Raw genomic sequence first — 14201 nt, forward strand, 5'->3', positions numbered from 1 at the left:
AGGCTAAAGCACTTCCGTGCTATAGCGACAAGGTACGATAAATTGAAATTACAGTTTGAGAGTATGTTAGCGCTGGCATGTGCAATGATTTGGCTACCAATGTGAAAGATCAACAGCCCCTAGTTTAATTTAGTTTAATTTTGTTCCCTCAGAATTAATAATTACCAAAGATCATTATATGGCAAGGAAAAAGTGTTGGCATTACTCAATATCTCCGAACTTTGAAATGCCGTCAGATAGATTCATCGAAGATCTTGATAAGCTGGCATACAACGCTGGAATTAAAATAAAAGGAGCAAAGCATGCCGAGCATTGAGACAAGAACTCTGTCAGTCTGCATCCAAGCTTTACAGGCTGCAATTAAGTATAATGATTTTTTATCTCAGTCTGAGACCGTAGATAAAAATAACTATGAAGAAAGTTCGTACATGTATGAATTGGAGTTAGTGAAATTAATAAAATTGTATAAAAAAGAAAAAGAAAATGGAGTTCCAATTCCACTAAAAGATCTGCTCAAACCTCCTCTCGAAGAACTGGGCTAAAAATGATAGGGTAAGCTCAGCATATTTTGTGGCAAAGTTAAAAACTCTTCTCTAACAAATGCTTGGAAATGAGCGAGAAGCATTTTACTACGGGGAATGGGACACTTTAAGTGTAAAAAAATGCACTTATTCAAACAACAATGCATGCAGAGTAAGATCATGAGATTTTGATAGTCATGAAAGTATACAGAATAAATAGTAAGAATGACCAAGGGGACATATTAGATTTTGACCCTTATTCAATGTATCAATCACTAAAAGGCTATACAGACATTGCTGAGGCAGAGTTTATGGTTAAAATTTTTGATTTACATGCCAATAATGATTCTATTCTTAATATATGGCCAGATGTTATGCCTATTAAGCCGTTATCTATTGATTATGATAAAGTTGATATTTATATCCAAGGTGGCTTTTTACTATTATCTAAGGGAGCTTATGATTACCTATATCACTTTTTAAATGAGTATGGCGAGTTCCTTAAAATAGACGTAAATGGCTCAGAAATGGTACTTTTTAACTTGCGTGTTTTTGGGCAAGAAGATCTTGATAAATGTATTGAGAACTACTCTAAAGGATTGAGAAGTGGCTTTAAAAGCTTTGCATTTATTGATTCAGATATAAATGGTAAATTGCTATTTAAATCTAAGTTGTTAGATGGGATAGGGCTATTTTGCGGTGAAGAATTTAAGCAATTAGTTGAAGTGAAAAGTTTAAATGGTATTGAGTTTAATGAAATTAATTAGCTTAGTATTTCACTTAATTCTTTGATCTCGATTTTGAGTATACTAATTATTAATTTACCAAAGGGCCAGTGCAGCCATGTTCTACGGCATACTTTTGCGAGTCATTTTATGATGAACGGAGGTAATATTATGGTACTACAGCAGATACTGGGTCATGCAAAGATTGAGCAAACGATGGTTTACGCGCACTTTGCACCAAGTCATTTAGAGGACGCTATTAGATTAGGCCCAAGAGTGGATATATAAGTTATTTGAGGATTTATAGCCAAGCTCAAAGAGGTATTCTATTGTTTTTTAAAAAAGAGCCTACTATCACCGAATAATCAATTATTGAACGTATTATTAAATCGCAAACGCCAAAAGAAGATTGCTCTTTTTCAAAGTAAGAAATCATTTTAAGGATATCTTGTTCGCTATAAAGTCTGCTTTTATTGTTTTTAAAGACTTTTAGCTTTTTAAACTCTTCAACATGAAGATTATCAATAATGGGGCTGTTTAGTTCAAAAATCATTTCAGGCTTACGTGGCGAATACGCTCTATAATTGGTAACTCCAAGTGAACTATTTGAAAGATGAATATTATAATTTCTCAAAATTTTTAAAAAATGGAATACAGGATTTTCATTTTTTATCAATGAACAGCATTCAATATCAGCATTATTAGGATAATTTACTTTAAGTAGCTCTTCTATTGTTATGAATTCTGCTAAAGCAGCCCTTAAATAAGTGGTTTTAATATTTTTGTTAGAAATAATATGATTTGATTCATCAGTTCCAATATGACTTGCTAAATATATGGCAGAACAGAATCGTGTATATATGTCAGTATCTAATTGAGTTCGTTCATCTGGTTCAGGAATAATTAAATAACCTTTATCCATTTTTGGAAATAACTCGTAATTTAAATTCATAAAACAACTTAATTTTTTATTTGGTTAATTTATAGAGATTAGTGGCTTACTAAATCAAAATTGAAATGATACTAGTAAGACAAGAACTATATAGGAAGATAAATTTAATTTATATCGACAAATTGTTGTTTTTTGTGATTTCGTCTTAAGGCATGAATCCTACTATTAAAAAATAATTTGTTATATTAGTATTCTCTCAATAATTGTAATTGCCAGATTACTAATCCAAGTGAAGCATAAAGAGTATCGCTTTTGAATTGGTTCGACGAAGTGGTTCACTATTAGCTATTAGCTATTAGCGATAAGGTTAATGTTAATGTCTAATAGGATTTATGTCGCGTATTTTCATGTCCAGATATTGCCCAACTATGATAGTTAACACAAGACCTAGGTAGATATTGCTAGTACATAATCTCCTGGTTTTTTAGTAAGTTGTTGTTTTTATTGGTTACCTGTAACAATCGAGGCTTTTCGGACGGGAATTCAAGTCTAAAAGGTCGTACAATCAAAATTGTTAACCGACCGCTTCTTGCTCAAAACTGACTATTAAACTAGGTATTAAACTAGGTATTAAACAGGAGTTATAATGTTAAATAACTTCGATTTCATGAAATTCAATTCCAGTGAGGTTATGTTTTTTAGCTAAAGAGTAAAAGCTATTTTTTGCATCTGTAGTTATGTAGCTCAACCCTGTTTCTTTAGTGCGAAACAAAGCACGATTGCCTACTTTGGACTTGTCGATGACTAACCGCTTGAATGGCTTTATCATTTTAATTTCACCACGTTTATTATAATTATGCTCAGTAAGCTCATGGTTTAAAGCGTCTTCAAAACCAATGAGGTTTAGCGCGTACCAAGTTTCACCTTGCAAATCACAATTAAGATACTCAATATTGTCTCCTAAATTAGGTTCCATAATTGCTTTAGCTTCTTTTGATAAAACATAAGACGTAGCACCTAACCCTGCAATATCTGGTATTTGAAGTGCTGCGTCTTTATTATGTGCATCAATAAGCCAATTAACGCCTAAAGTGCGCCAATTATCTTTCATGGAATGACCATCAAAAAGCAAAGTTTGGCCTTCTGTTAATTGCATCGTTTGCTCGAAACCTATTTCATTGAGGTAAAGATATAAATCAGGATTTATATTAAAACCATATGCTTTATTAAAACTTTTCATATTACTAAACCTGAGCTTCACTTAGCATTGTATTGATTGAAAATTCACCATCTTTAAAGTCATCAGCAATTTGACATAATGCTTCAATTATCCCTCTGTAGCAGATCGAAAATTCCTTTTTTGGCATATATCGTTGTGGTATTTAGTACTATTAATTTTAACTAATATCCAAGTCAACCAATAAAGGTTTTTAGATTCGTTATCTAAAAACCCTAAAAAACCCGCAACTTGAGAAATCAGGTTGTGGGTTTTTTATGCTTATAGCTTATTTATTGCAGCTGATCCGATTTCAGGGAATAGGGTAGCCACTTTAACAGTTTGCTAAACAGCATATCTTGGGAAATAGGTTTGGAAATATAATCATTCATGCCTGACTCTAAACATTTTTCTTTATCGCCAGTCATTGCATTTGCAGTCATTGCTATAATGGTAATTGGCGCTGCTTTACTTTGTATTTCATTGTTTCTTATTGATATTGTGGCTTGATAACCATCCATAACTGGCATTTGGCAGTCCATTAAAATAAGTAAATATGGATTTGATGTGTTTGCTTGGGCTAAATATTCAAGGGCTTCTTGGCCATTGGCTGCAATATCGACAAAAGTAATGCCCATTTTTTCCAAAGTGATTGAAGCAACCATCTGATTGACCTGATTATCTTCTGTTAATAAAATCCTAATATTCTCGGCCCATGTAATATCATCAGGAAGTAATGCTTTTTTACTTGTGGTGGCCGTGTACCTTCTGAATCTATTTTTTCAGGTAAGCAGGCTTCAAGCATGCTGATAAGGCCTTTTGTTGTTATTGGTTTAGGAAATTGCGTAGCAAAATGACTTTGATTTAACACTTCGTTACTTTCAGGCTCATTTATAGTTGTGATTAATGCGAGTTTAGAAGTATGAGGATGATCTAAAGCATTTATTTTTTGACCAAGGGCTAACCCATTGCCGTCATTTAATTTTTTGTCAATTATAACAATATCAAAAGGGCGAGTAGGTTGGGTATAACATTGCTCGTAACTAATAAGTGCAGACTTGGTTGATGAACTTGTTGTTACATTTGCTCCCCAATGTGAAAGTTGTCTTTCAAGCATAGTAGACAGGCTGCGATTACTGCACACAATATGTATGTTTTTATTGGTTATGTTAACCGGTTGGCTGATTTTCTCTGGTTTAGTGCTTTTTTTAAATGTTACATCAAAGCTGAATTTACTTCCTAGATGCTCTTGCGATTCAACGTTGATATCACCTTTCATTAAAAGGCATAGTTTTTTTACAATTGCTAATCCTAAACCCGTTCCACCGTATTTACGTGTGGTGGATGAATCAACCTGAGAGAATGATTTAAAAAGCTTTGTTTGTTGATCAGCCGTTATACCAATGCCGGTGTCTTTTACTTGGCAGTAAAAGCGCATTTCAGTTGTATTAATTGGCAATAGTTTAGCTATTATTGTTACTTCGCCTTTCTCGGTAAATTTAAGCGCGTTATTAACAAGGTTGACGAGTATTTGCTTAAGGCGTCCAGAGTCGCCAATTACATAGCGGGTCTCAATGTTAGTCGTATCTAAAACCAGTTCAATGTTTTTTTGATAGGCTTGTATTGCTGATGTTTCAATAAAATCGTCAAGTACGTCGCGCACGTTAAATTGGAGCTCTTCCAGTTCAAGCTTACCGGCATCCACTTTTGAAAAATCTAAAATATCGTTAATTATATTTAATAAAAAATTCGCGCTGTTAACCGCAATACGTGCATGCTCTTGCTGAGTCGGCTTTAATGGGCTATCTAGTAGAAAATTTAACATCCCCAAAACCCCATTTATAGGGGTACGTATTTCATGGCTCATTGAAGCTAAAAACTCACTTTTAACGATACTTGCTTGCTCAGCCAGCGCTTTTGCTTCAATTAATGAATCGTTAGCAGCAATACGTTTTGTTATATCTTGTTGTATCCCTACAAATGCTGTGAGGTTGGAATACTCATCAAATACGGGAGATATTTGCAAACTATTCCAAAATGCAGTGCCATCTTTTTTATAGTTTAATATTTCTATCCTTTGCGTTTTGAGTGTTTGTATTGCATGTTTAAGAGTAGAAATTGATTTTTTACTTGTTTCAGGTCCTTGTAACATTTTGCAATTGACTCCAAGCATTTCGTGCTTTTTATAGCCGGTTATATTTTCAAAAGCAGTATTAACAAAAACTAAAGGAAGCCCTTGCACTTTAGCGTCGGCAATTGAAATACCTACATTACATGACTCTATAGCATGAGCGAGTAAATCATTTTGCTCTTTCGCTTTTTTTAACGCGTCTTGAGATGCTTTTTGTTCGGTAACATCCGTAATTGACCCCGCCATTCTTATTGCAAAATTATTTTTATCTCTGAGTGCCATTCCTTTTACTCGATAGTAGCGGTATAGCCCCGATTTTGTTTTTAAACGGTATTCAATATCATAAGGTGTACTATTTTTTAAGTGAGCTGTTAGGCGTTTATTATGCTCACAAATATCGTCAGGGTGTACAAGTTCAAAAAAAGAGTCGGCCTTGTTTGGTAATTCATCACTATCTTGATAACCAAGGAGCGCTTTAAGGCGCGGAGAAAAATACATCTTCGTTGATACAATATCCCAATCCCATATACCATCATTACTGCCTTTCACTGCCAGTTCATAACGGGCTTCGCTTAATTTAATTGCCTTTCGAGATGATTCTAAGAGTTTAAAAGGGTTGAGTAGTAAATGTCGTCCAAACATTAGCAATATAGTTGAAGAAATTAACAGGCTAAAAACAAGGGCTACAGCAATATCTTTCATAAAGCTGGCTACTTTATTTGTCAGTAACGTACTTGTTGTAAAATACTCAAGTTTAATATCTGTTGAGCCAATCTGCTTATGATTAATATTTATATAGTCTTCATTTTCTCGTAAGTTTGAAAAGGACACCCACGGCCCCTGTAAGGTAAAACTATGGCTATCAACTTTAAACTTTGCAGGTAATAGCTCTACCAATGGGGTATTAAATTGAATAATTAACGCACCTTCACTAAGGTCGTTATATTTAATAGGGACTGCCATGATAAATAAATCATTTTTACTCGTTTGATTCAGGATTATGGCCGTGTCTAGTTTGTCTTCGAGAATACCCGATAACCAATTGGGCGCTAATGAAATTATTTTCGCTAGCGAAGTGTCATTACTGTAAACAACTTCCTGAAGTATATTAACAATAGCAATGCTTTCTATTTTACCTAAAATTTTATACTCAAATAAATAATCCAGCATGATCGCTTTTGATGTCTCTGAGCCCATAGTTGACGTTGTAAGTATTGGTTGCTTGGCCAGATCTTTAAGAATTTGCTCTCTTGTTTCAATAAAAAGTGTTAAGTAGCTCGTTGTAAGCTCTGACTCCATTTCAATACTTTCACTTTGTAAGTTTCGAATTGTATCCTCAGCGCGGCTACCAACAAGTACAAGGCTTATACCTATTGAAAATAAAAGACTTAAAGCCAAAAAAGTATAAAAAGCATAATTAGTATTAAGCTTAATTTTTTTACTAAATTTGCTAAGCATATGTCGTTATACCTCTTCCTTTAGTTATTTTTTATCACATATATGCTGCCATCGGTTTTATAATTGGCCATACATAAATCATCAACTCCTAGCGCCTCATGGGCATCAGTATTGCTTGTAGTCCAAGTACTAAAAGGCTGTTTATATTCTTTAATTAAACCATTTACAGGTTTGTTTATATTCTCTAATGCTACTTTTATGTTTGCTCTATTATTACTGACATTATCCGTAAGAGTGATTTGCGAAATAGCTTGAAGAAGTATTTTTGTTAAATCATATGCATGTATAAACCCAGCGGGTGCAGCTAGTTCTTCTAAAGAAACAGATAAAAGCATTGCTTGCTCTTGTACATGTTTTGTAAGCGTTGCTTGCGGTTTTTTTAAAAAAGAAAAGCAGCTTTGAATAAAGTGTAAGTTTAGATTTGACTGCAAGGCTGTTTTTACTTTACTAAAAAAATCCCCACCCGTAATCCCCCAGTGGCTGACAATGGGTAGGCGTTCACTTGCTTCAAAGCTCTCCATAGCACGAATTATTTCAGCGCCTTCAATTGCATTGCCAACAAACAAAATACAATCTGCTTGATCATTTATTATTTTGCGTAAAACTATTTTTGCACTGTTTATTTTAGTGTTCCAGTTAAACCAATCTACTTTAGTGTCTTTGTCTCCAATTGCTTTTATTATTGAGTTGTAATTAGATTTCCCCCATGGCGTATTTTCTAATAATAGTTGTGGGTTTTTGCAGTTTAAGGTGTTGGTTGCATATTGGACCATTCTGTATCCTGCTTTTGTATCGTCAACAGAGAGTCTAAATACCCAGTTTTTATCGCTTGGGTAGCGTGTAATAGGCCCACCTGCTGCCCATGGTACTAAAAGTAACAGTTCGTTTTCATTTATAAAATCTCTATTTTTAATATAAGGTGGTGAATGCAATCCGCCTAAAAAAACCAGTGCATTTTGGTCTTTTAAAAATTGTCGCATATGTAATAAGCTGCGATTAGAGTTTCCTCTGTTATCTTTTTCGACAATATTTATTTGGTAGTTTTGGGCACTATAATCAACTTCAGCAAGCGCAGTAAGTGCCCCCATTTTCATCGCATAAGCAGATTCGTTATGGTTTGAATAGTCAGAGTCATGATAAATGGTGAGTGTTTTAACACTTTGCGTATTTGCGCTTAGTTCAAATGGCAAGGTAAATAAAAGGCTTAATAAGGCAAGTAAAGTGGTGATACGCATAGAGAAACTTTATGTTAGTAATTTGTTGTAAAGTTAGCGTATTTTTTGATTATTTTCCCGTTTTAAAAGAAATGATTTTGGTATAAATGAAAAACGATAAATTAGTATTGAGTAATAGGCGCATTTATTTAATGCTTATGTGAATAAAAAGAACCCGTATTAAAACGGGTTCCTTTTGAAATGCTAAGCTTATTTAAAGTCGCTTGGGTTGTGGCGCTCTACCATTTGTTCTTCTTCAGGACCCCATGTGCGATTAACACGACGCCCTCGTTTTACAGCGGGGCGCTCTGATATTTGTTTAGCCCAGCGAACAACGTGAGAGTATGAAGCAACATCTAAAAATTCAGCTGCATCGTACAAATCGCCAAGCACTAATGAGCCGTACCACGGCCAAATTGCGATATCAGCAATAGAATATTCATCACCCGCCATATAATCATTGTCACCTAAGTGACGATTTAATACATCAAGTTGGCGTTTCGTTTCCATAGTAAAGCGGTCAATGGGATATTGCATTTTGCTTGGTGCATAACTGTAAAAGTGACCAAACCCGCCACCTAAATAAGGCGCAGAGCCCATTTGCCAAAATAGCCAGTTACGACACTCAGTTTTGGCTTTCAAATCTTTAGGGGTAAGCACATCAAATTTTTCGCTAAGGTACTGTAAAATAGAACCTGATTCAAAAATGCGAGTCGGTGGCGTGGTCGAGTGATCCATAAGCGCTGGAATTTTTGAATTTGGATTAATATCAACAAAGTCAGATCCGAATTGATCGCCATCACCGATGTTAATGAGGTATGCGTCGTACTCGGCATTCGTTAAACCAAGCTCTAAAAGCTCTTCAAACATAATAGTGGCTTTTTGACCATTAGGTGTCGCAAGGGAATAAAGCTGAAATACGTGCTCGCCAATAGGTAAGGTTTTATCATGAGTCGCGCCCGCAATTGGGCGGTTAATACTGGCAAATTTTCCGCCACTTTCGCTGTCCCACGTCCATACTTTTGGTGGTATATAATCATTTTGCTCACTCATAAATAACCTCTCTGTTAGATAAAATTGTTTAAAGGTGGTCTGTTTAATTTATCGATCTTTAAATTTATCGGCTTTTGCTAATTTAAAACCTAAAAGGATTCCGCTTAACGCTCCAAATAAATGACTTTCGAACGATACATGAAAACGTTGTGGTAAAACGCCCCATATAAAACCGCTATAAAGTACGGCAACTACAACGGCAATAATGATTGATTTTAGTGAGCGCCTGATAACGCCGTAGCAAAGTATAAAGCCCCACAGGCCATATATAACGCCGCTTAAACCGACATGAATATTACTGCGGCCAAATATCCACACTAACAACCCGCCTACACACGCTGTAAAAATAAATACATTGTAAAAACGCTTAACGCTGTATTGGCAAATTAGCCAACTTAACACTACAAATGGGACCATGTTGCTAGCGAAGTGCCACCAGCTACCATGTAAAAAGGGGGCGCACAGTATGCCAATTAAACCTTGGATACTGCGTGGATATATACCTAGCCCATTTAAGTTAATTCCGGGTAGACTATTGATCACTTGTAATACAAAGCAAATAGTAACGACGCTAAAAATTGCGAAACGCGTACTGGTTAGCAACGACAGTGTGGTTGGCTTGGTTTGCATATAATTGCTCTAGTTAACTTAAGAGTTGCCAGTATAGGAATTGTATTTAGTAATTAAAAGCAATTAAAAAAGCACAGCATAAAAATGCTGTGCTTTTTTTAATTACTACTGGCTATTAACCAAGTTTGGTCAGTAGCTTTTTAGCGGCAAGTTCAGAACTTGCAGGGTTTTGGCCTGTGATTACTAAACCATCTTCTAGTGCAAGTACGCCCCAGTCTTCAGTTTTTTGGTAATCGCCACCTTTTTTAATTAGCTCGTCTTCAACTAAAAATGGCACTATGTCGGTAAGTTGCACTGCTGCTTCTTCAGAGTTAGTAAAACCAGTTACTTTTTTACCCGCAACTAATGCATTACCATCAATATCTTTAACATTTAAAAATGCAGCACTTGCATGGCATACCGCAGCCACTGGTTTTTGCTCTTTTATAAAGCTTTCGATAAGTGAAATTGAATCAGTGTTATCAACCAAATCCCATAATGGACCGTGGCCACCTGGGTAAAATACAGCATCAAAGTCGCTAGAATTTACTTCACTCAACACTTTAGTGTTTGCCATTAATGTTTGTGCTGCGCTATCTGCGTCGTAACGTTTAGTTGCATCCGTTTGAAAATCAGCAAGCGTACTTGTCGGATCAATGGGTGGTTGGCCACCAGCTGGAGACGCTAAGGTTACTTCAACACCTGCATCAATAAATGCGTAGTACGGGGCTGCAAATTCTTCTACCCAAAAACCAGTTTTTTCGCCAGTGTTACCAAGCTCTGCGTGAGATGTAAGAACCATAAGTATTTTTTTAGACATTAAATGTATCCTTCTGATGATTTGAATTAGTTAATCTTGCTTACCAACTACTATATGCACTAACACCGCTTTAAACAACGATGATAAATTTAACTTTATTGGTTTAATAATTGATACAATAAAAAGGTTGAATTTTAAATACGCTACGGAGCGTTTATGAAAGTCTCGTTTGAGCAATTAAAAAGCATGGTTGTATTTGCGCAAATTGTAGAGCAGGGCAGCTTAACCGCTGCTGCAAAGCAATTAGGGCTTACGCGAGCCGTGGCAAGTTATCACTTAAAAAAACTTGAAACCCAGCTTGAGGTTACTTTATTAAATCGCTCAACTCGTACTATGGCGCTTACTGAGGCGGGTATTGCTTATTATGAGCGCTGTAGAATAATTACCGAACAAGCTAATGCGGCTAACCAACAAATAGAAAATATAAAGAGTGAGCCACAGGGTTTGCTTAAAATTAGTTGCCCTGTGAATGTAGGAATGCAATTAATTGTGCCAGCAATAAATACCTTTAAGCGCCAATACCCTAAAATTAAAATTGATTTACAACTTACCGACGACGTTATTGATATTATTAAAAATGGCTTTGATTTTGCTATTAGAGGGGTGGCGCTGAGTGACTCTAATTTACAAGCAACTAAGCTGACGACAATGAGCACGTGCATTTGTGGTGCGCCAGATTATTTTGCTCATTTTGGTAAACCTAAAACGCCTTTAGAATTGGCAGAGCATCAATGGGTGGTTTACCAGCTCGGGAGTAAAACTTTAACGCTTTCAAAAGATGGAAAAAAACACGACATCATAATGCAAGGTGGTTTAAGTACTAATAACGCCGCTGCGCGTACCGCTTTTGTCGAAGCCGGGCATGGCATTGGCCGTATTCCGCTTTATGATGCGTGGCCCAAAATACAAGCAGGGTTGCTTGAAATTGTATTAGATGATTATAAAAGCAAAGATATTGAACTGTACGGGGTATTTCCGCCAGGAGCAGCAGGCTCTAAAAAGCTACGGTTATTTATTGATTACTTAAAAGCCTATTTTGTAAAACAGCATACCGCTTTAGGTATGCTGAAAAGCGTTTAATTATTCTCGCTTTTAAAGCATTTATAAAATACTTATAAAGTACGGCTAAATAATGCAACCGCTTGTTGATACATATTAATTGCAAGGGCAGCGTCGTATCGCTCGCCTTCATCACGCATAAAGGCATGCTGCGCATTAACTTCTTGCCATTGGTAATTAATAGCTGTAGTTACGCATTGCTGATAAATTTTTGTACGACCTTCTTGCGGTACATGTGGGTCTTGTTTACCCCATATAAAGTGAATTTCACCTTGTATATCAGCCATACGCTCTAATGAGTTATTTCCAGGCTGTGCAGGTAATGTATCGCTGTGAATATCGGTTGCGTATAAACAAAATGCCGCTTTAATTTCAGGATTTAGCGCCGCTCTATAAGCTAAATGTCCGCCAATACATACGCCCATAGTGCCGACGGTTCCTGTGCAATAGCTTTGTAATCTAATAAAATCGATTAGGGTTTGTGTGTCGCTATCGTGATGCTCAAGTGGCTTTGCCCATTTATCAGCGTTGCCTTTATCTTTACCTGCATCATCGTAAGCGAGCACGGTACCTATCGGATTTAACTCATGAAACACTTCAGGTACTAAGACTACAAAGCCATGGCTTGCTAAAATAGCTGCGCTGCGTGCAATAGGAGCCGTTTGTTGAAAAATTTCAGAATAAAAAATAAGTGCAGGGAGCTGTCCTTGCGTCTGAGGACGGTAAACAGTGGTGCGCATCAAACCTGTTGGCGTTGGCAAGTCTGCGGTATGGTGTTGAACAATCATAAAAGCGCTCAATTATATAAAAGTATATGGTAACCGAGCGCGATAAAATAAACGACTTTTGTTGTCGAGTATTTAAATACTAACAGGCATTTTAGTGCAGCTTGCGTAGTAGCTTACTGTTGCGGGCCAGTCTGAGAATATTCCCATTACGCCTACATCTTGTGCCAGTACATCAACAACGGTCATCATGTCGCCATCGTTATTTATAACGTCAGCAATTGACTGATAGTAATAACCGCCACCTTCATTTAGTGGGCCTGATCGCTCAAGGCTCCATGCAATAATATTAAGACCCGCCGCTTTAGCGTCAATTGCGTATTGCGAAGGTGTAATGTTGTTATCGTTATCAATTGTTAAAAGCATCCACATAGGCGGCGCTATAATTTTAACGCCATCAGCAAAAAGTTGTTCCATACTTGGCTGCCATGTATCTGCATTATTTGGGTCGAAACCAGCATCGCTATCACGACCATCTAAGTAAACACTTTGCGCCGCAAATTCAGGGTTTGAATTAATCCAATATTTCACATCGGCTAGATTAAATGATTGCGGATAAACACGATTAGCAGGGACATCCATTTGTGTATATTCATCGATCATTTTTTGCGCGTACTGTGTTTGCGTCATCCCATCAAAAGGCATGCTAACTTGTGGAGATTTAAGCTCTGGGGTCATTTTTACACCCAACTCTTTAAATAGCGTAATACTTTGCTTATGAGTTAATAGTGTACCGCTGGTGGCGTATAAATCGGTGCGCCAACTTGGCGTGCCATCCATGTAATCGGCAACCGTTGTCGCACTGGTATTAGCGCCATCCATTTTACCTTTAAGGGTTAAAAACTCCGCTAAGCTTATGTCGCTGGTACAACATTTAGCAGAAGCGGCAATACCATTAGCAGGGTCGGCTGGTGTAAATGGCACACTGCATTTAGCCGCCAGTTCAGGAATGGCTAAAATATTAGTTGTGGTGTGTAAGTCGCATTGAGAATGGCGACATACAAGCTCTTTATCGTTTGTAAATGTGACATCACATTCAATAATGCCAGCACCCATTCTAGCGGCAGCAACATATGCCTCCTTAGTATGTTCAGGGTATTGCATTGGCGCACCACGGTGACCGATTGAAAAGTCAGTACGATAAAAAGGCCCTTCATTACATGATGCTAATTTTGTTTTTAGTGCACTGGGTGCCATATCATTAATTAAATAGTCAGGGCGAGTACCGAGTTGAATTTTTCCTTTATTAGCGACTTCTTCAACTTGATCATTGGTAACAGTGGCTTGTTTTTCTATTATTTTTTCATTGTTATTGCAGCCAGCAAGTGTACTCAAAAACAGGCAACTCGCAAGCAAGGTAATGCACTTCATTGTTTATCCTTAAAAAGTAAAATTTTTATTATTTTAATGGTTATTAATGACAACTTAGCTACAAGCTTATTAATTTACGTTTTTATTAGGGCCTGTTTATCTTTCGAGGTTAAATTTGCAGCAGTGTGTTTGGTATTTAGGCGAGGCAGAGCCTATGGTGTGTGGTTATTCCCCATAAATAGGCGATAACGCAGCATAAATGCCAAACATGCGCTGCCCGAAGGGTTCTGCCTAGGGGCAATTTACTCTTTGTTGCTCGGTTTTTACTTAGCCCACTAGGTTACAAACCTCACGCCGCGATTAAATCGCCCCTAGATTGAACAAATTTTAATCCTGAAAGGTCAACA

Annotated in this window: 13 protein-coding genes and 2 pseudogenes; 5 read left to right on the forward strand and 10 right to left on the reverse strand. The window is 36.7% G+C overall.

Features of this window, described 5'->3' with window-relative positions:
* From H5119_RS20565 to H5119_RS18745, 4 genes and pseudogenes are all read left to right on the forward strand, one after another.
* Positions 1–105, forward strand: a pseudogene (locus H5119_RS20565) (IS5/IS1182 family transposase); the annotation flags it as partial.
* Between the two features lie 197 nt (positions 106–302).
* Entirely contained in the window at positions 303–542 is a 240-nt protein-coding gene (locus tag H5119_RS18735; RefSeq protein ID WP_182703307.1) for a hypothetical protein, read from the forward strand.
* Between the two features lie 176 nt (positions 543–718).
* Complete coding sequence (locus tag H5119_RS18740) at positions 719–1288, forward strand: hypothetical protein (RefSeq protein WP_182703308.1); 570 nt, start codon at positions 719–721, stop codon at positions 1286–1288.
* Between the two features lie 48 nt (positions 1289–1336).
* A pseudogene (locus H5119_RS18745) lies at positions 1337–1534 on the forward strand (tyrosine-type recombinase/integrase); the annotation flags it as partial.
* A gap of 25 nt (positions 1535–1559) precedes the next feature.
* Here H5119_RS18745 and H5119_RS18750 read toward each other — a convergent pair.
* From H5119_RS18750 to H5119_RS18780, 8 genes are all read right to left on the reverse strand, one after another.
* Positions 1560–2198: a hypothetical protein gene (locus H5119_RS18750; protein ID WP_182703309.1), complete on the reverse strand. Its 639-nt coding sequence runs from the start codon at positions 2196–2198 to the stop codon at positions 1560–1562.
* A gap of 589 nt (positions 2199–2787) precedes the next feature.
* The gene (locus H5119_RS18755; RefSeq protein ID WP_182703310.1) at positions 2788–3378 is read right to left on the reverse strand and encodes an imm11 family protein; all 591 of its coding nucleotides are present in this window, start codon (positions 3376–3378) and stop codon (positions 2788–2790) included.
* Positions 3379–3647: 269 nt separating this feature from the next.
* Positions 3648–4019 carry a response regulator gene (locus tag H5119_RS20570; RefSeq protein ID WP_259399044.1) on the reverse strand — a complete coding sequence of 124 codons (372 nt, stop codon included), beginning with the start codon at positions 4017–4019 and terminating at the stop codon, positions 3648–3650.
* A 23-nt stretch (positions 4020–4042) separates the two neighbouring features.
* Positions 4043–6943 carry a PAS domain S-box protein gene (locus H5119_RS18760; protein WP_259399631.1) on the reverse strand — a complete coding sequence of 967 codons (2901 nt, stop codon included), beginning with the start codon at positions 6941–6943 and terminating at the stop codon, positions 4043–4045.
* 20 nt (positions 6944–6963) lie between these two features.
* Positions 6964–8178 (reverse strand): ABC transporter substrate-binding protein, encoded by a 1215-nt coding sequence (locus H5119_RS18765; RefSeq protein ID WP_182703311.1) that lies wholly within the window; start codon positions 8176–8178, stop codon positions 6964–6966.
* Positions 8179–8367: 189 nt separating this feature from the next.
* Positions 8368–9210, reverse strand: coding sequence for a glutathione-dependent disulfide-bond oxidoreductase (gene yghU / locus H5119_RS18770; protein ID WP_182703312.1), 843 nt, complete (start codon positions 9208–9210; stop codon positions 8368–8370).
* Positions 9211–9258: 48 nt separating this feature from the next.
* Entirely contained in the window at positions 9259–9840 is a 582-nt protein-coding gene (locus tag H5119_RS18775) for a rhomboid family intramembrane serine protease (RefSeq protein WP_182703313.1), read from the reverse strand.
* A gap of 115 nt (positions 9841–9955) precedes the next feature.
* Complete coding sequence (locus H5119_RS18780) at positions 9956–10639, reverse strand: type 1 glutamine amidotransferase domain-containing protein (RefSeq protein ID WP_138586717.1); 684 nt, start codon at positions 10637–10639, stop codon at positions 9956–9958.
* A gap of 156 nt (positions 10640–10795) precedes the next feature.
* On the opposite strand from H5119_RS18780, the gene H5119_RS18785 reads away from it, so the two are divergent.
* Positions 10796–11719 carry a LysR family transcriptional regulator gene (locus tag H5119_RS18785; protein ID WP_182703314.1) on the forward strand — a complete coding sequence of 308 codons (924 nt, stop codon included), beginning with the start codon at positions 10796–10798 and terminating at the stop codon, positions 11717–11719.
* A 32-nt stretch (positions 11720–11751) separates the two neighbouring features.
* Here the strand turns inward: H5119_RS18785 and H5119_RS18790 are convergent, their stop codons facing one another.
* Together H5119_RS18790 and H5119_RS18795 are read right to left on the reverse strand one after the other, a co-directional pair.
* Positions 11752–12486, reverse strand: a complete 735-nt coding sequence (locus H5119_RS18790; RefSeq protein ID WP_182703315.1) for a dienelactone hydrolase family protein — start codon at positions 12484–12486, stop codon at positions 11752–11754.
* 72 nt (positions 12487–12558) lie between these two features.
* Positions 12559–13854 carry a glycerophosphodiester phosphodiesterase family protein gene (locus H5119_RS18795; protein ID WP_182703316.1) on the reverse strand — a complete coding sequence of 432 codons (1296 nt, stop codon included), beginning with the start codon at positions 13852–13854 and terminating at the stop codon, positions 12559–12561.
* Positions 13855–14201 lie beyond the last annotated feature (347 nt).

The sequence above is a fragment of the Pseudoalteromonas sp. SG45-5 genome (assembly GCF_014164085.1).
GTDB classification, from domain to species: domain Bacteria; phylum Pseudomonadota; class Gammaproteobacteria; order Enterobacterales; family Alteromonadaceae; genus Pseudoalteromonas; species Pseudoalteromonas aliena.

Excerpts from the sequence above, each read along its gene's own strand:
- H5119_RS18735 (WP_182703307.1), top strand. The coding sequence starts at position 303 with ATGCCGAGCATTGAGACAAGAACTCTGTCAGTCTGCATCCAAGCTTTA.
- H5119_RS18740 (WP_182703308.1), top strand. The coding sequence starts at position 719 with ATGAAAGTATACAGAATAAATAGTAAGAATGACCAAGGGGACATATTA.
- H5119_RS18750 (WP_182703309.1), bottom strand. The coding sequence starts at position 2,198 with ATGAATTTAAATTACGAGTTATTTCCAAAAATGGATAAAGGTTATTTA.
- H5119_RS18755 (WP_182703310.1), bottom strand. The coding sequence starts at position 3,378 with ATGAAAAGTTTTAATAAAGCATATGGTTTTAATATAAATCCTGATTTA.
- H5119_RS20570 (WP_259399044.1), bottom strand. The coding sequence starts at position 4,019 with ATGGTTGCTTCAATCACTTTGGAAAAAATGGGCATTACTTTTGTCGAT.
- H5119_RS18760 (WP_259399631.1), bottom strand. The coding sequence starts at position 6,943 with ATGCTTAGCAAATTTAGTAAAAAAATTAAGCTTAATACTAATTATGCT.
- H5119_RS18765 (WP_182703311.1), bottom strand. The coding sequence starts at position 8,178 with ATGCGTATCACCACTTTACTTGCCTTATTAAGCCTTTTATTTACCTTG.
- yghU (WP_182703312.1), bottom strand. The coding sequence starts at position 9,210 with ATGAGTGAGCAAAATGATTATATACCACCAAAAGTATGGACGTGGGAC.
- H5119_RS18775 (WP_182703313.1), bottom strand. The coding sequence starts at position 9,840 with ATGCAAACCAAGCCAACCACACTGTCGTTGCTAACCAGTACGCGTTTC.
- H5119_RS18780 (WP_138586717.1), bottom strand. The coding sequence starts at position 10,639 with ATGTCTAAAAAAATACTTATGGTTCTTACATCTCACGCAGAGCTTGGT.
- H5119_RS18785 (WP_182703314.1), top strand. The coding sequence starts at position 10,796 with ATGAAAGTCTCGTTTGAGCAATTAAAAAGCATGGTTGTATTTGCGCAA.
- H5119_RS18790 (WP_182703315.1), bottom strand. The coding sequence starts at position 12,486 with ATGATTGTTCAACACCATACCGCAGACTTGCCAACGCCAACAGGTTTG.
- H5119_RS18795 (WP_182703316.1), bottom strand. The coding sequence starts at position 13,854 with ATGAAGTGCATTACCTTGCTTGCGAGTTGCCTGTTTTTGAGTACACTT.